This window comes from Bacillus sp. DX3.1 (genome assembly GCF_030292155.1).
In the GTDB taxonomy this organism is placed as follows: domain Bacteria; phylum Bacillota; class Bacilli; order Bacillales; family Bacillaceae_G; genus Bacillus_A.
Genome location: NZ_CP128161.1, coordinates 13963 through 29998 on the forward strand (window position 1 = coordinate 13963; position 16036 = coordinate 29998).

18 protein-coding genes are annotated in these 16036 nt (G+C 37.3%); all 18 read left to right on the forward strand.

Annotation, left to right across the window (positions count from 1 at the left end; translation table 11 throughout):
* The first annotated feature begins 119 nt into the window (after positions 1–119).
* Positions 120–2339 (forward strand): SpaA isopeptide-forming pilin-related protein, encoded by a 2220-nt coding sequence (locus tag QRE67_RS28095; RefSeq protein WP_286125728.1) that lies wholly within the window; start codon positions 120–122, stop codon positions 2337–2339.
* A gap of 328 nt (positions 2340–2667) precedes the next feature.
* Positions 2668–3060, forward strand: a complete 393-nt coding sequence (locus QRE67_RS28100) for a type IV secretory system conjugative DNA transfer family protein (RefSeq protein ID WP_286125769.1) — start codon at positions 2668–2670, stop codon at positions 3058–3060.
* Between the two features lie 42 nt (positions 3061–3102).
* A complete protein-coding gene (locus tag QRE67_RS28105) occupies positions 3103–3678 on the forward strand; it encodes a TraM recognition domain-containing protein (RefSeq protein ID WP_286125729.1) in 576 nt (191 codons plus the stop codon).
* A 47-nt stretch (positions 3679–3725) separates the two neighbouring features.
* Positions 3726–3995 (forward strand): hypothetical protein, encoded by a 270-nt coding sequence (locus QRE67_RS28110; protein WP_286125730.1) that lies wholly within the window; start codon positions 3726–3728, stop codon positions 3993–3995.
* Positions 3996–4101: 106 nt separating this feature from the next.
* Complete coding sequence (locus QRE67_RS28115; RefSeq protein WP_006097592.1) at positions 4102–4350, forward strand: hypothetical protein; 249 nt, start codon at positions 4102–4104, stop codon at positions 4348–4350.
* A 590-nt stretch (positions 4351–4940) separates the two neighbouring features.
* The gene (locus QRE67_RS28120; RefSeq protein WP_286125731.1) at positions 4941–5390 is read left to right on the forward strand and encodes a hypothetical protein; all 450 of its coding nucleotides are present in this window, start codon (positions 4941–4943) and stop codon (positions 5388–5390) included.
* A 25-nt stretch (positions 5391–5415) separates the two neighbouring features.
* Positions 5416–5655 carry a hypothetical protein gene (locus QRE67_RS28125; RefSeq protein ID WP_286125732.1) on the forward strand — a complete coding sequence of 80 codons (240 nt, stop codon included), beginning with the start codon at positions 5416–5418 and terminating at the stop codon, positions 5653–5655.
* 25 nt (positions 5656–5680) lie between these two features.
* Positions 5681–5974: a hypothetical protein gene (locus QRE67_RS28130; protein WP_033797929.1), complete on the forward strand. Its 294-nt coding sequence runs from the start codon at positions 5681–5683 to the stop codon at positions 5972–5974.
* A 97-nt stretch (positions 5975–6071) separates the two neighbouring features.
* Positions 6072–7160: an LPD25 domain-containing protein gene (locus QRE67_RS28135; protein WP_286125733.1), complete on the forward strand. Its 1089-nt coding sequence runs from the start codon at positions 6072–6074 to the stop codon at positions 7158–7160.
* A gap of 16 nt (positions 7161–7176) precedes the next feature.
* On the forward strand, positions 7177–8649 hold the full coding sequence (locus QRE67_RS28140; protein ID WP_286125734.1) for a hypothetical protein: 1473 nt from the start codon (positions 7177–7179) through the stop codon (positions 8647–8649).
* Positions 8650–8680: 31 nt separating this feature from the next.
* On the forward strand, positions 8681–9109 hold the full coding sequence (locus tag QRE67_RS28145) for an AAA family ATPase (protein ID WP_286125735.1): 429 nt from the start codon (positions 8681–8683) through the stop codon (positions 9107–9109).
* Positions 9110–9237: 128 nt separating this feature from the next.
* A complete protein-coding gene (locus QRE67_RS28150) occupies positions 9238–9453 on the forward strand; it encodes a hypothetical protein (protein WP_286125736.1) in 216 nt (71 codons plus the stop codon).
* 207 nt (positions 9454–9660) lie between these two features.
* Positions 9661–10134: a hypothetical protein gene (locus tag QRE67_RS28155; protein WP_286125737.1), complete on the forward strand. Its 474-nt coding sequence runs from the start codon at positions 9661–9663 to the stop codon at positions 10132–10134.
* Positions 10135–10207: 73 nt separating this feature from the next.
* Positions 10208–10639 (forward strand): hypothetical protein, encoded by a 432-nt coding sequence (locus QRE67_RS28160; protein WP_286125738.1) that lies wholly within the window; start codon positions 10208–10210, stop codon positions 10637–10639.
* Positions 10636–10812, forward strand: coding sequence for a hypothetical protein (locus QRE67_RS28165; protein WP_286125739.1), 177 nt, complete (start codon positions 10636–10638; stop codon positions 10810–10812). The genes QRE67_RS28160 and QRE67_RS28165 overlap by 4 nt, the downstream gene beginning before the upstream one ends.
* Positions 10813–10883: 71 nt before the next feature.
* Complete coding sequence (locus QRE67_RS28170; RefSeq protein ID WP_353507097.1) at positions 10884–13637, forward strand: VirD4-like conjugal transfer protein, CD1115 family; 2754 nt, start codon at positions 10884–10886, stop codon at positions 13635–13637.
* A complete protein-coding gene (locus QRE67_RS28175) occupies positions 13637–13837 on the forward strand; it encodes a hypothetical protein (RefSeq protein WP_286125740.1) in 201 nt (66 codons plus the stop codon). The genes QRE67_RS28170 and QRE67_RS28175 overlap by 1 nt, the downstream gene beginning before the upstream one ends.
* 17 nt (positions 13838–13854) lie before the next feature.
* The gene (locus QRE67_RS28180; protein ID WP_286125741.1) at positions 13855–15972 is read left to right on the forward strand and encodes a pLS20_p028 family conjugation system transmembrane protein; all 2118 of its coding nucleotides are present in this window, start codon (positions 13855–13857) and stop codon (positions 15970–15972) included.
* The last annotated feature ends 64 nt before the right edge of the window (positions 15973–16036 follow it).

Sequence of the window (16036 nt, forward strand, 5' to 3'; positions counted from 1 at the left end):
CGATACAAAGTAACCATATAAGATTAATTATAGTAAAAAACGCTAGTAATTCAAATAGAATTAATGATTCATAACTATTGATCCTTGAAAACTGCATAATATGAGGGAGCTGTTAAGTCATGTTGAAACGATCGTATCAAATGTTACTCATTGTCATGAGTATGCTTCTTGTTGTTCTAAATTTTGTATTTCCACTTACGAAAGCGAGTGCTGAAGTCATTAATCATGAGAAATATGAAATGAACTGGAGTCATAGCCCTATTTACGGGAAAGACCTTCGGACAGAATTACTAAAGAATGCCAATGGCCAAATTGCGTACTGTTTAACTTATGGAAAATTAAGTCCGAACGGTGATGATCTTCCAGAGATGGGACGTACAGATAATGTTGTATACAAAGTTCTTCTAAATGGATATCCGCAAAAGAGTCCAGAAGAATTAGGTGTTTCCGATTGGAAAGAGGGTCATTATGCCACTCAGCTTAGTGTTTGGGCGGCATTAGGTCAAATTGACATTAGTGAAGTTCAGCATAAGAATGCGAATGTTGCAAAAGCCGTAAAATCGATTATTGATGGGGCAAACGCAAGCCAGGAAACACAAGAAATGTACATGAACGTAACGCCAACAGACAATCAAGAAGCGAAGCTAAATGGTGAGTACTTTGAAACGACAACGTATAAAATTGAAAGTAACGCTAAGAATGGTGTATTTACAGTTCAACTAGCGAATGCACCAACAGGAACAAAAGTTGTTTCAACAAACGGAGAAGCGAAACAACAGTTCAATTTAGGAGAACAATTCCGTATCCTGATACCGAAATCCTCTCAAACTGGCAATTTTTCCTTGAAAGTAACTTCTAATCTTTCTAAGTTGCAAGCAGTAGCCTACAAGGGAACTGATAGTGTGCAAGATGCTACTGTTTTATTAGAAAAGAATGAAGAAAAGGTAAGCGCGGATTTACGTGTAAACTGGAAATCCCTTGGTGGATTAAAAGTTGTAAAAGTAGGGGAGCAGAAAGAATTGTTACAAGGTGCTGTATTTGAAGTTGTTAACAGTGCAAACGAAAAAGTAGGCACAATGACTACAAATGAACAAGGTACAGCAAGCCTTTCTGGTTTAGAAATGGGAAATTATACACTGAAAGAAGTGAAAGCACCTACTGGTTATGTACTGAATGACCAACCGCAAAAGATTGAAGTGAAAACGGGTGAGATTGCAACAATTACGGTACAAAACGCTAAAGTAAAAGGAAACATCCAAATTAAGAAGTTAAGTGACAACGGGAAAATCCTTCCAAAAGTAGAATTTTCTGTGTATACGGTAGATGGGAAAGAAGTTACTAAAGCTGTTACAGATGAGCAAGGGATTGCTCAAGTTAAGGATCTTCCATATGGACAGTACTATTTTGTTGAGACGAAAGGTGTAGAAGGATACCTTATCAATAAAACAAAGTACCCATTCCAGATTAAAGAGCAAGGAAATACGCTTTCATTTACCGTTGAGAATAAAGAAGTGAAAGGGAATGTGCAACTTCTCAAAGTAGATGGAGAAAATCCGGATAAAAAACTGGAAGGTGCAACATTTATTCTTCAGGACAGTAAAGGGAAGAAAATCAGTGAACATAAAACGGATAAAAACGGTTTGATTCAAGTAAATGATTTATCGTTCGGATCATATGTGTTTGTGGAAAAACAAGCACCAACCGGTTATGTACTTACAAAAGAACCAATTCCTTTTAACATTTCTGAGAATGGGAAGACAATTGAATTAACCGCAAAAAATAAAGGTATTATAGGCTCTTTAGAAATAACAAAGGTAGATGTAGCGAATGGTAATAACAAATTGCCAGGTGCTGAGTTTACCATCTTTAATGAAAAGGGCGAAGAAGTTGTAAAAGGAAAAACGGATCAAAATGGCATTGCGAAATTTGCAATATTACCTTATGGCAAGTACACATACCGTGAAACGCTCGCGCCAGAAGGTTATTTAATCAACGAGGAAACATTCTCTTTCCAGATTAAAGAAAACGGCCAGATTATTAAACATACGGTGAAGGATGAGAAGAAACCAACGCCACCAACACCACATCAACCGGAGCAACCACAGACACCAGAGCAACCAAAAGTAACAGAAAAACCGGTTCTACCACAACTAGAGAAACCACAACAAATTGTGAAACAACCACAACCAGAAAAAACACCACATAAAGTAGAAACAAAACTCCCAGAAACAGGCGGGAAAGCGGAAAATCCATATGTAAAATGGATTGGCTTTGCTTGTATTGCACTTGGCTTAGTAGGAGCGGTATTTGCATTCAGAAACCGTAAAAAAGCACAATAAACCGAAAGGTGAAGGGAATATGAAATATAGTGAAACATGAGAATGTTAAGCAACATCCAATTGATTTCGGCGAGATAGAAGAAGAGTCATTTGCTTTTTTCATAGGTTGTAAGAATGCACTAATCTTTACAGTTCCAATTTGGGCGATCTTACTCTTTATCTGGTTCAAAATAAGTTCTTAGAAAGATGTGAGAAACCGAAAGGGAGATGAAACGAAATGTCAGGAGTCTTTATCGGTACAACCAAACAGTCACCTATAGTCAAAAATCTTCCAGAGCTACCAAAGCATAAAAATGCATATACGGTAGGAAAAGCTGGAAAAGGAAAGATGCATCAGAAAGGTAATTGGTTTTCAAAAGATTTGATGCAAGCTATTTCCATTGCACAAACTGTAATCAAACCGAAAGAACGGTATGACTTTTGGATAGAATCCGCTACCAAATTGTTAGCAGGAAGTATTTTGTACTTAGATCATCGACATGGAGATTTGTATTATTTAGATTTGGAACAGGTCAGGGAATTTGTACAACAAGCACAAGATCAGGATACTTACCTTTCTGAGCTGAGTGATTCGTTAGAGAAAAATCATCCATCTTATCAAATTTTCAAGGTGCTTGCTTTATCAGCAAAACAGACTAGGGAAGGTACAATCACCAAACTCCTAGAGATCTTGAATGAACATGTGGACCAACAAGGAGAGTATTTTGGGTTTCAATATTGAGTAGAGAGTTTCAAAGAATGAAATAAGAAAGGAGAGACGAACATGCTAGGAGTAATTCAAAAGCGCTCTAGGGTTCTACAGTTGGTGAAAGATGTGAATGGAGGGGGAAAGGATGTCAGTATTGTAAAAGCTCGTGACGAGGCTTATCAAGAGGTTACCGAAGAGGTGAATAGATCGAAAAAAAATTTCATTTTCATTTTTGATCCAAAGGGCAATTTTTATGAAGATACACATCAACAAAAACAGGCACAAGGATATCACATTGTAAGACATAATTTGTTAACTGATTCCGATCCTGTACAACTAGAACACTATCAAAAAGTTGTGATGTATATCAGCATGGATACGGTAACCAGTACCTATGAAGATAGAGGAGAAGCATTATCTCATTTTCTTCACTTTTTAACGGAACGGAAAAAAATCCGACCGATTCATCTCGTGTTTTATCAATTTGATCTCTATCCCATCCCTCATATGGAGCAGTTTTTAAAGGAAAGTGCTACTTATCATATTCGAACTTCCATCGTAGTAGAGTCTCATTCCGTTTTACAACGTATATACGGAAAACGTGGAGCGAAACGAATTGCAACCTCGTGTCAGACAACAGTTCTAGCATAGTCTTACCTTTCAAAAAAACTCTTTTTACTTCAGAAAGGAGAAAATATATGAAATTGATGGAAGCAAATGCTGAAGAATTTCAGCATATGAAAGTAAAACCATCCAATTATCTGATTGAAAAAATCGCTGAAAATCAACACCTCATACATCGAGAAATAGCGGAACATGAAAGAGAAGTATTTCGGGAAGAAAAACTATTTGAATACGAAGGAAAAAGTTTCTTACCGGAAATTGCAACATGTTTTTCTGAGACACAAGCGGTATCAGTCGTAAAGTCATATTGGCAAGGAATTAGGGAATTAAACAGGATCACATAATATTTTAGGGATTTCACAGTCATTCATGATATATAGATGGCTAGAAAACTATACAAGGTGAAAGGGGGGATATCAAGTCCTTCCCTTTTAGAAGGAGGCGATACACATGGGAAAAGAGCAAAGACTTGCATTCTATGATATATCGTCGTCATGTGCACAAAGTGTCAAAACATTCGATGGCAAAGTGTATCAGCTAAAAGGAGCGGTAGCAGTAGAAAACACAACAGGAAATATTGAGAGGGTTGCAGAGATCTATTACCGTGTCCGTTCAGTCATGGATGAAAAACAAAAGATAATTGCCAAGAGAAGAAACCAGAAGGATGAATTGACAACCGTGTGCCAACGACGGAAATAAGATGATTTTCGAGAACAAACAAGCGATTTTGGAGTGTGCTGAGATAGATAGATTTATCCGACGATAATGGAAAAACCAACAATTTCGTAACTATTTTTATAGTCATTCAAAACGAAAGTTTTTCCTTATCGATGCACAACAGTCCTTTGACAATTTCACATGCGTGCCCTCTTTCGATACGGTCACTAGAAGGGTTGGGTATACGATTGATTCATTGTTCGGTGTGTGTGTACGTAAAACACGCCTGTGACCACGGGGAAAAATACGGTGTATCCATTATCTGTAGGAGTTAGTAATCGTGAGGAATATCCCAGTTTGACATTCTGAAGAAGCGATGAACGCAAAGGACAGTAGATACACAAGGTTCTACGTACATGCCAAAACGTTGTGCAGTATTGGGCATATCAGAGTCAAGTCGGGATTGATTCTGATATGCATGCCAATACAGGGTTTACCATATCAGCCATAAATGGTAATATTTCATTCTTTTCCCAATATTCTTGCTATAATAATAACCAGATGTGGAGAAACGATCTGAACTCTCAGTAGACTCCAAAATCGCTTGTTTAATAATATAGGGAGGTCAAATTATGACTCGAAAATCAAAATTCATTGCCGTTATTGTTGCATTGATTGCTGTTCTAGGGATTGGTTCCACGCTGGTATTTTCTAATAGCAAGAAAGGAGAACTTGAGGAATTAAGTCCTCCTAAAATGAAGCAATTTATGTTAGAAGACGGTACAGGATTTGTGGTGTATTCATTTGATAAGGAACAGAGAGATTTTTATAAAAATCAAGTTAAAAAAGCCTTTGAAAAGAACAATGTAAGTGGTAAAGAATTAAATAGCTACCATCCTGGATATGACGGAACTAAAGGGCAATCTTATTATGGGGTAAAACAAAGACCAGATACATTAGCGTATTATCAAAAAGGAGAACTAAAAAAGGAAATTCCCTTTGAAAAATACAAATCATCTGATTTAGAAAAAGAATTAGATGTGTTTGTCCGAAATATGAAGGAAATGTATATCGACAAATAAGAGGATAGAGAGGCGGTGTCATAAATTGCCTATTCCAACTGTTACACAACGGGATTTAAAGAAGTCAAAGGACTTAGTGGAAAAGTTACTGAAAGTCAAAGGAGAAAGCTATCAAAATTGGTTACATGCACAACATCAACAGTTCATTGAAGGAAATCAAGACTTAATCTTAGAAGCGCTCACTCTATTTGTAGAAGAAGAGAAAGGATCTAGTAGGGTACCTGAAGGTACGGGTACACTTTCTCAGTCAAATGAAGTTGTATAACACAAATATAAGGAGAGTGTAAGAGATGTTTAAATTAAACAACTTGATTTTAGGTGCCGGAGATGGAATGTCTAGTTTAGTTAGCACAGGTGAAGCTGTTTTAACATGGGCACAACGTTTAGGAATCATTAGTGCGGCTATCGCATTTTGTATAGGTGGTTACTACCTTATCTGGGGTGGTGAACGTGGAAGACACCAGAGTAAAGGCTGGTTTATTGGTTCAGCTGTAGGGTTAATCGTTGTAATGGGTGCAAAAGGTTTGGCAGAAGGTATTAATAGTAATATCAAGTTTGGATCTATCCTGTTCTTTTGGATGTGAAGAGACAACAAAATATGTTTTGGTAAAGAAGCTATGCATCTGTATAGCTTCTTTTTATATGCCATAAAGCGTTAGAAAGGAGAGGAGGAAATTACTTATGTTAGAGGTCATGTTTACCAAAAGCACAACACCAGAGATTAAAAGTTTTCAAAAGATGTCCTTACAGGATGCTTGTAAGATTACGTATCGATTAGAACAAGAGTTACAGGAACAAGAAAATATCATCCATGTAGATTTTCATATTTTAGATCAAGATAGTGAAGAAATGTATGCAGGGACATTGTCCTTAGGTTCTGGTTATGCTTCTCATTTGTATGAACATGTAGAAAATAAACTTTCTACTATGGAAATGGATGAAGATCAAGAGAAGCAAAAAGAGGAACTTTTACAACTCATGAAACAAGATATTGAAGAATTTTTACAAGAGATTGCTCCACCTAAAGAAATAGAAGAACCAGAAGAAAAAAAGAGAGTGAAAGAGGAACAACATGCTAATAAAGGGGTTTCTTTAGAGCAGGGAAAGAGGAATAAAAAACATTTGTTTCAAATTATTGGAGGAGCAGTTGGAGGGATTGTAGTAGGAGCTGTAAGTGTTTTTTCCTTGTATACTGTCCCAACGAATTCAGTTGAGGCAAGAACGGATCAGCCAGATACGCATTTAGTGAAAGGGCTTCAACAAGCTTCTATTCAGCAATATCCCAAGGCAATTCAAGAGTTTGAAAAGTTGGATTATAAACAACTAGATAAAGAGAGTCAAAAAGCAGTCCTTTTTTCTTACTTATTAAGTGGAAAAGCAAATAAGGCCATACAGTATGAAGCAAAATTTGCTGAGAGTGTAGTAGCTTACTATATCGGAATCGACAATATGAAAAAAATAAATGAGATTGATATTAAAAATGATGTGATTGATTTTGAAAAGGCAGTACTCAATAAGAAATATAAGGATGTGATCCGATTAAAAGCAAAAGTCAATATGGATGGTAGACGTGAAAAACTTGTAGCCGAAGCATATGTAAATCAGAAAAAATTTGATGAGTGCTTTACTTTTGCAAAAACGCAAGGAAATAAAACTCTTATGAAGGAGGTAAAAGAGTTACAAAAAAAGGATGTGGGGCAATCCACTCTTAGTGAAGAAGAAAAGAAAGCTAAGATTGAAAAAATCGATAAGGAATTAAGCGAAATCTAAAGGGGGAAGAAACGTTATGCCTTTAAACTATCATAAATTTTTTAAACAGATGGGAATTGTAGCTGTGGGTGGTTCGTTGTTACTAGGTAGCGCTGGTTGTAGTTGGTTTGGAAGTCAGGAAACGGCAAAAAGTAAGCCAGCTATAACAAAAAAAGCAGATAAGAGTAAACCAGAAGAAAAGAAAGAAGATCTAAATAAAAAAGATTTTGAAGCAATTACAGAAAATGCGGTACAAAGTCAGGATAAAGATGTTGCATACGTTTTAGATATTGATAAAAACAAAGTAAATTATAAGGATAAGACAATTGCAAGTAATCTTCAAAATGGAGATGAAACAACTTCTCGTGTTCTAGCTCTATTTGACAACGAAACTTCAGATAAAACGGTTCATGATACAACAAAGGACAATGTGGTTGCAGTTATTACAGATGGAAGTCCGCAAGTAACAGTTAAAGGTGACCAATTTGCATTTGGTGATCAAAATACAGACTTATCACTAGCAAGCATTGTAGATGTGGCTCCAACGGAGAAACAACCAGATGCGATTGTAGAACCACCAACAGATCCGGGAGATACAAAACCACCAGTAGAACCACCAACAGATCCGGGAGATACAAAACCACCAGTAGAACCACCAACAGATCCGGGAGATACAAAACCACCAGTAGAACCACCAACAGATCCAGGAGATACAAAACCACCAGTAGAACCACCAACAGATCCGGGAGATACAAAACCACCAGTAGAACCGCCAACAGATCCGAGAGATACAAAACCACCAGTAGAGCCACCAACGGATCCGGGAGATACGAAACCGCCAGTGGAACCACCAACAGATCCGGGAGATACAAAACCGCCAGTAGAACCGCCAACAGATCCGGGAGATACAAAACCACCAGTGGAGCCACCAACGGATCCAGGAGATACAAAACCACCAGTGGAACCGCCGACAGATCCGGGAGATACAAAACCACCAGTGGAGCCACCAACGGATCCGGGAGATACGAAACCGCCAGTGGAACCGCCAACAGATCCGGGAGATACAAAACCACCAGTGGAGCCACCAACGGATCCAGGAGATACAAAACCACCAGTGGAGCCACCAACGGATCCGGGAGATACGAAACCGCCAGTAGAACCACCAACAGATCCGGGAGATACAAAACCGCCAGTAGAACCGCCAACAGATCCGGGAGATACAAAACCACCAGTAGAACCGCCAACAGATCCGGGAGATACAAAACCACCAGTAGAACCGCCAACAGATCCGGGAGATACAAAACCACCAGTGGAGCCACCAACGGATCCGGGAGATACGAAACCGCCAGTAGAACCGCCAACAGATCCGGGAGATACAAAACCACCAGTGGAACCGCCAACAGATCCGGGAGATACGAAACCGCCAGTGGAACCGCCAACAGATCCGGGAGATACAAAACCACCAGTGGAACCACCAACGGATCGGAAGAAGCCAAACACAGTTGCATGAGTTAAGGAATGATATAAAAGGGGGATATAACATGTTCCAAACAAATGAGATAGTGAACATAAATAAAAATTTAAAGATTGTTGGTCGTATTGGTACAGGTAAAACAACAATTTTAAAAGAACTTTCTACCAAGTTGGATAACGTAATGGTTTTAGACTTTCGTGGGGAGTATGAAAATCTTGAAGAATCGTTTGAGGGAGATAAATTAGATGTTATAAATCTATACAATCTGACCTGTTCAGAAATTAAATTAAGCAAAGAAATAATCGATTTAGCTAAACAACATGACTATGTAATAATTGATGAAACGTATTACTTATTTGCTGATGAATTAAATGAATTTTTATCATTTTTACAAAAAATGAAAGAAGCGAACACAAAAGTAATAGCGAGTTTTCAAACACTACCTCCAATAGAAATTGATATTGAGTTTCCTCAATTCATTGTGCTAAATCAATGAATAACCTTTAAGTGCAAATTAGGATTTCTTTTAAAAAAGATAGCAAGCTGGTTGGATATTCAACCAGCTCTTTTTATATAGAAATGTTTCATACAATTTGAATTTTGTATAGAAACGAGGTGTAGACATTGAAAAGATCAGAACTGATTATGAATCAATTTGAAGTAGGTAAGAAATACGAAATAACAACATTCTTCGAACGGGACAATGGGTATTTTAAATGCAAGTGTTATGTAGATGATAAAACTATGGAGGATTTATTTATTACTGTTTTTGAACCGTCAAATATAGGAAAGTTATGGATTGACTGGACAGATGTAGATACTGTCAAAGAAATAGAATAAGTCGTCAAGCGGAGTAACTTCTGAAGAGGAATTTATAGGGATTATGAAAAGTTATATAGATTTGTTTGATAATAACGATAATTATCCAGCACAAAACACTTCATACATCACAAGAGAGGTTAAATAAAGATGTCAGGAGATTGTCTGTCCCTTAATGAGGGTTAATTTAATAAAATTTGAATTTTGTATAGAAAAGGGGGACTTGGAATGGATCATATAAAGAAATTGGCTCGTAGTAATCATGTTCATTTTTTAGGATGGATTTATTTGTTAATAGTCGGTATGTTTGGTTGGTGGCATGGAATTACATGGTATCAAGGGATAGGAAGTTGGATGCCCTGGTATCAAGAGTCAAGTATTGCTTTTGAGAGAGCAGATATGTATCTTTTGATGACAGTTCTTTTGATTGGAGCTAGTTTCATGACAGGGGTACTTGTAATGAATCAGGACTATAAACAATTGACTATCCTTAAGGTAAGCTATTTGTTTGGATTATCGACATTGATGATAAGTAGTGTTTGTGGCGGGTTTCTTGCTTTTGGTTTCTTTCTCGGATACAAAGATGGAGCCTTTTATCCGTTATTTATCCTTGTAACAGGTATTGTAGTTGGTTTACAAATAATAAGAATGGCCTTAAAACAGACGTCACAACCTGAAAAGAATACTTTGGCACACGAATGATGAATAGAACAAATCATAAGTTGATTGTACCTTCAGTCGGCTCTTTTATTTTCTAAAAGGGAGGAAGATAAAGTTGGAAAAATGGATAGCACATGGAAAAAAGATAAGCTTAGGAATTTATATGTTGTTAGGTGCAGTAGGAATTGGTTATATCATTTGGGGGATATATGATTCTGGCTATGAGTGGACAAAAGGTCATACAATACATGCAATTACGCTTTTTGGTATGTTTTATGTCTTAATGGTTCTGTTAATACGTATCGTTATGGATAGAAAGTTGACGAAAAAAATATTGTTATTAGAAATTCCACTAGCAATTGTAATGGCAGTTGGTTTTATTGCTATTCTTTCATTTGTAGAAGAACAAAAAATTCCGAGCCTGACATTAGCGTTGGCTTTATTGATGTCTACACCCTTTGTCGTATTATTTGTTCAAATTGGGTATCGACAATGGAAGTTTTATAGCGAAGTGGAAGAGCTTTTAGAGAAGGGAGGTCAAGAATGACGATGCTTTTTACTCAAATCATTGTTGTAATCGGGCTGATTGTTTCAGCGTTTATTGTGTATACAGTGGTTTTACAACAAGTTACACAAGAGGTTGTGCACGAGCTTTTGAATAAAGAAAAAGTAGCGGGAACAAATACGAAAGATAACAAAGAGAATGCCTTTCATCAGTAGATCTCCAACGCCTATGACACTTTCTGAAATAGGAAAGCAACTCTTATGTGTTGTTGCAATTGCGTTGATATATGTATACAAGAAGAAAGCAGGGAGGAGATAGTGTGAATCCAAAGGCACCACTGAAATACAAATTAGCTGAATGGAAAGTACTCATCCCGATGAGTACTTTTTTGTTTAGTGGAATCTTTCTTATCGCAAATTTTCTAGGAAACGTCATTGTAGAAGTAGTGAAAACAACATTTTCAGACTTATTACATCCAAAACCTTTTCATATTGGGATAGAGGATCTATATACCTTTGAACATCCATTTTTCCTCTATCTGATATTATTCCTAATTGCGAGCTTATGTACATTGCAATTCATGTACAAAATCCGTTCAAGCTTTAAAGATTTGAATCACAATCAAAAAGATTCCTCTCGCTTTGCGACATTAGATGAAGTCAAACAACAGTATCGAGCAATTCCAGATAAAACAGAGAGATATGAGGGGAAGGGTGGCGTTGTCATTTCCCGGTATGATGTGATCTCATGTAAATCAATTTTAAAACAAGCGAAAAAGGTTATGGATGCAAAAGGGATGGAAAAATGGCAAGAAATCAAAAAATTAAAAGATAGTGCAAAGGCGGGACGCTTATTAATTGATGATGGTGCCGTTAGTAATCTAATCATCGGTACCACTCGCTCAGGTAAAGGGGAAACGTTTGTGTTCCCAACACTTGATGCATATTCCCGTGCGGAACTACAACCGTCTCTTATCATCAATGATCCAAAGGCTGAACTCTTGGCGGCTTCTAAAAAAACATTTGAAAAACGAGGTTTTCATATTGAAGTTTTAAATTTAATAAATCCGTTAGAGTCCATGAGCTATAACTTGCTTCAACTCATTAAAGATGCCTACAAACAAGGAGATACAGCGACAGCGCAAACACTTTGTAATACATTATCTTACTCCCTCTACTACAATCCAAATGTAAAGGATCCATTTTGGAATAATAGTGCGATGAGTTTATGTAATGCATTAATTTTAGCGATTATAGATAAATGTATTGAGGAAAAAACAGAAGATAAAATTTCGATGTATACGGTTGCTAATATGTTATCAGAGCTTGGCGCCAAAGAAATTGTGATTGATATGCAAGGGAATACACAAAATGCATTAGACATATACTTTGAAATGCTTCCGGCTGATAGTGTGGCAAAGATGCAATATGCAACTTCTCGCTTTGCGACAGGTGGTACAACACGAGGCAGTATCTTTAGTACAACAATGAGTAAACTATCTATCTTCACATTTGATGGAATTGCTAAAATGACATCTTGTAATAGTATCGACTTAAAACGTATTGGGTTTGGAAAAAGCATACAAGGTAAAGGAACACCAAGGGTACGCGTACAAATTGTCTTTCCTGATGGATCTAAAGAAAGCATAAAAACGGATACGGAAGGACGTTTTGAACTTAACTTCCAACAAAAAGTAAAACAAGGTCAGCGTATTCATGTGATGGAAAGCAAAACAAAGAAGAAAATGATTGTAGAAATTCAAACGATTAACAAGGATACAGGTGAAACAACATTTAGGGTTGTAGAAAAACAAGATGGATTACAGATTGATAAGATTGTCATTTTTGAAAAGCCAATTGCGGTGTTTATGATTGTCCCAGACTATGATTCTAGTAATCATGTCATTGCTTCTATTTTTATTAGACAGTTATATTTTGTTCTCGCTAAGTATGCGGGATTAGCTCGTGGGGGGAAGTGTCATAGAGAAGTAGTCTTTATTTTGGATGAATTTGGAAATATGCCACCGATTGATGATATGGGGAATATTGTGACGGTATGTTTAGGGCGAAATATTCGTTTTAACCTCATCGTGCAAGCTCTTCCACAATTAAAAATGAAATATGGAGACGCAAGTACAACGATTCAGGATAATTGCGGAAATCAAATCTATATTCAATCTGGGAATAAAGAAACCGCCAAAGAAATATCCGAAAAGTTAGGGAATCAAACAATTAATTCGTTGTCTCGAAGTGGAAAAGGATTGTCTATTGATAAGAGTAAAACGGAAGGAATCGATACGAAACCATTATTAACACCAACTGAGTTAATGAGATTCCAAGAAGGGGAAAGCGCCGTTATACGTTTTATGAAGCGCCGAGATAATAAATTTGAAAAGATAGAGCCTTTCCCGATTCTAAACCGAGGAAAAACGGTTATGAAATATCGCTGGGAATACTTAGGGGACGATTTTGATACAGATCAATCTATTTTAGATATCGATATTCGTTCTTTACATGAATATGTGAATCCAAGGGATCTTATTATTGACTTCTTCCCAAAACAAGAAGAGGAACCACCTGAACAAACAGAGGAACAAAAATCAAATGTAGCAGTATCCGAACCAGAACCTGTGCCGATTCTCTCAGAAGAGGTTCCGGAGGAACCACAATTTGCGGATATTGATGAGGATATTGAGATTCCTGAAGAAGCGTATGCATCTGAATCAGTTCCAGTGCATGAATCAGAACCTTCTAGTCCATTTGAACCACTTACCTTAGAAAATTGGAAGCACAAAACAGCAGAAGAATTTTTTGAAACACATCGTTCTATTTGGAGCATTATTGAAAAACAATGTATGAGGCAATGGAATAAGTCATTAGCGGATATTCAAGCCAGTACGATGGATACATTCATTGACGATTTGAAAATATTAGTGACAACAGGACAAATTGATAAGAACATTTATCGGTTGATTAACGGGAAATATGGTGAAGTTATGGATAGTTTACTAGAAAAAGAAGGCGTGAAGGAGGAAGTGTGATGCAGGTAACCAATCCCTTACAACATATTTTACAAGTTTACGGGAAACAAGTAACAGCGGGAAGAGAAGTAATGATCGGGCTTACAAATGGTGTTGTGGTTTTACAACCAGGAGGAGTCGGTGAAGCGCCGATTGTCATTCGGGTAGATGAAATAGATGAGCATTTTGATATGACCATACAAGATGTATTCGGAGCGTAAAGGAGGAAGCTGAAACGATGAATGATGAAAAAGTCTTGGAAACATTGAAGATGTTTAATGATTATTTAGAAATAGGTGGCTTTATCAATTATATACTCCGTTCAATTGGATGGATGATTATCATGGGATTGTCATACCTGGTAGATGCATTAGAAGGAATTACAGATAAAATTCTTTTGGTAAAAACGTTGTTTGCTTCAGAAGAAATACAGTCATTTGTGCGAGATTTCCAACCCGTTTTATATGTACTATTCGCTTTTTCGCTCGTTTATATTGGATACACATTGATATTTAATAGAAAGACGAATCGAGAACAAATTGCAGTCAACATTTTTATCAGTATGGGTGTAATTGTGTTACTGAGTACAGCTATGATGCAAGCAGATAAGTTTACAGATAAAGCGATTAAGGCAGTGGATCTTAAAGGAAGTGGAACAACAAGTGAAAAAATCATAAAAGATGGTCTCACGGATGTAGCGCAGTTTGACATAGAAAAATGGAAAACTACAAAACTGAAAGAGCCTAATAAAATTCCACAAGAGAACATTAGAAGAATTGATATTTTAGAGAAAATAGATAAGGGTTTTAAAATAGATAAAGATACAGATTTATCAGGTGATGGAAAAAAAATCTTAGAAAAGAAAATGAGTATTGCACCAAATGGAAAAGAAGTACTTATAGATTTGAAAAATGGATGGTTTGATTTTTGGCCAGATAAATATTATCGCTGGGACTGGGATTTCTGGAAAATCGCTCCGTCTCTGTTTGTCATTGGTATGACACTGTTATTTACAGCAATCAAACTTGGGAAATTGTGCTTTGAACTAGCTTTCAGCTACATTCTAGCAAACTTAGTTGCACCGGCAGATGTGGCAAACGGACAGAAGACAAAGCATATTCTTCTTAATATCTTAAATTCTTTTTTAATTATGATTATGATCTTTATTTCATTAAAACTCTACCTTATCGGCATGAATTATATTCATGAAAATGTAGATGGGATTGCTTACGTCTTGGCTTTAGTTTGTTTGAGTCTTGCGGTCGTAGATGGTCCGGTTATTTGTGAACGTATATTTGGTATTGATGCGGGGCTTAAAAATGGCTGGGGAGTCGTTGCAGGTGGATATGCACTTGGAAAGGGAATCAGTAAAGCAACCGGCAATATAGCGTCCAAAGCTGGTAACATGTTAAAAAGTACAGGTAATGGTGCATTACAAGCAGGTGCGGGTGCCGCCGGCGTCGCAAGTGGATATAAAAATGCAGGGAAAACAAATGGTGGAGAGCAAAAGGATCAGAAACAAGGAAAGGAACAACAGGGTAAGGAAAATGGGAAAGAAAGCAAAGAAAAACAAGGCGATGCCGATGGCGGGGCAAATGGAACTGGTAATTCATCTTTACAAAATGAAATGAGTGAATCAGGTTCTGGAACAGAAAATAGTCAAGCGTCCCAAGGCGAGGCAGGCGGTGGCGCTACGTCCTTGCAAGATGAAATGAAATCATCTGGTTTTGATAAAGATGATAAAAATGGAGGACAGGGTTCTTCAGCTAATCTTACAAAAAATACAGCAAGCGGAGGAGCACCAACAAGTGCGTCAGGAGGATCTCAATCAGGTGGAGGAGCACCAACAAGTGCGTCAGGAGGATCTCAATCAGGTGGAGGAGCACCAACAAGTGCATCAGGAGGATCTCAATCAGGAGGTAGCGGGGCACCAACAAGTGCATCAGGAGGATCTCAATCAGGTAGTAGCGGAGCACCATCAGGTGCATCAGGAACACCTCAATCGGGTAGTAGCGGAGTACCAACAAGTGCACCAGAACCGTCACAATCAAGTCATAGCGGAACATCATCAAGCGGTGAGAGTTCTTCAGGTTCATCTCGTCCAGTAGATACAGCGCCATCTTCTACAAATGATATCCCAGCACCGCAAAGAGAAAATCGTACAATTGGACAATATGCAAAGGATCGCCTTTCCAATGCTTTTCATAATTCTCCAACAGTACAACAGACAAAACGTTCTTATCAGCTTGGACAAAATACAGGGGAGAGTTTACGAAATAAACGCCAAAATAAGAATGAAAGTAAAAATCAAAATGTAAATCAGAATCCAAGGAAAGATCATAGAAAAGATGCATAAGCTAGGACACAGTAAGCATACAGGGAATGCTTATTTTTTTCGATTTTAAAATAGAAATGAGGAG

Excerpts from the sequence above, each read along its gene's own strand:
- QRE67_RS28140 (WP_286125734.1), top strand. The coding sequence starts at position 7,177 with ATGCCTTTAAACTATCATAAATTTTTTAAACAGATGGGAATTGTAGCT.
- QRE67_RS28180 (WP_286125741.1), top strand. The coding sequence starts at position 13,855 with ATGAATGATGAAAAAGTCTTGGAAACATTGAAGATGTTTAATGATTAT.
- QRE67_RS28145 (WP_286125735.1), top strand. The coding sequence starts at position 8,681 with ATGTTCCAAACAAATGAGATAGTGAACATAAATAAAAATTTAAAGATT.
- QRE67_RS28130 (WP_033797929.1), top strand. The coding sequence starts at position 5,681 with ATGTTTAAATTAAACAACTTGATTTTAGGTGCCGGAGATGGAATGTCT.
- QRE67_RS28120 (WP_286125731.1), top strand. The coding sequence starts at position 4,941 with ATGACTCGAAAATCAAAATTCATTGCCGTTATTGTTGCATTGATTGCT.
- QRE67_RS28115 (WP_006097592.1), top strand. The coding sequence starts at position 4,102 with ATGGGAAAAGAGCAAAGACTTGCATTCTATGATATATCGTCGTCATGT.
- QRE67_RS28165 (WP_286125739.1), top strand. The coding sequence starts at position 10,636 with ATGACGATGCTTTTTACTCAAATCATTGTTGTAATCGGGCTGATTGTT.
- QRE67_RS28175 (WP_286125740.1), top strand. The coding sequence starts at position 13,637 with ATGCAGGTAACCAATCCCTTACAACATATTTTACAAGTTTACGGGAAA.
- QRE67_RS28095 (WP_286125728.1), top strand. The coding sequence starts at position 120 with ATGTTGAAACGATCGTATCAAATGTTACTCATTGTCATGAGTATGCTT.
- QRE67_RS28105 (WP_286125729.1), top strand. The coding sequence starts at position 3,103 with ATGCTAGGAGTAATTCAAAAGCGCTCTAGGGTTCTACAGTTGGTGAAA.
- QRE67_RS28100 (WP_286125769.1), top strand. The coding sequence starts at position 2,668 with ATGCATCAGAAAGGTAATTGGTTTTCAAAAGATTTGATGCAAGCTATT.
- QRE67_RS28110 (WP_286125730.1), top strand. The coding sequence starts at position 3,726 with ATGAAATTGATGGAAGCAAATGCTGAAGAATTTCAGCATATGAAAGTA.
- QRE67_RS28170 (WP_353507097.1), top strand. The coding sequence starts at position 10,884 with ATGTATACAAGAAGAAAGCAGGGAGGAGATAGTGTGAATCCAAAGGCA.
- QRE67_RS28155 (WP_286125737.1), top strand. The coding sequence starts at position 9,661 with ATGGATCATATAAAGAAATTGGCTCGTAGTAATCATGTTCATTTTTTA.
- QRE67_RS28135 (WP_286125733.1), top strand. The coding sequence starts at position 6,072 with ATGTTAGAGGTCATGTTTACCAAAAGCACAACACCAGAGATTAAAAGT.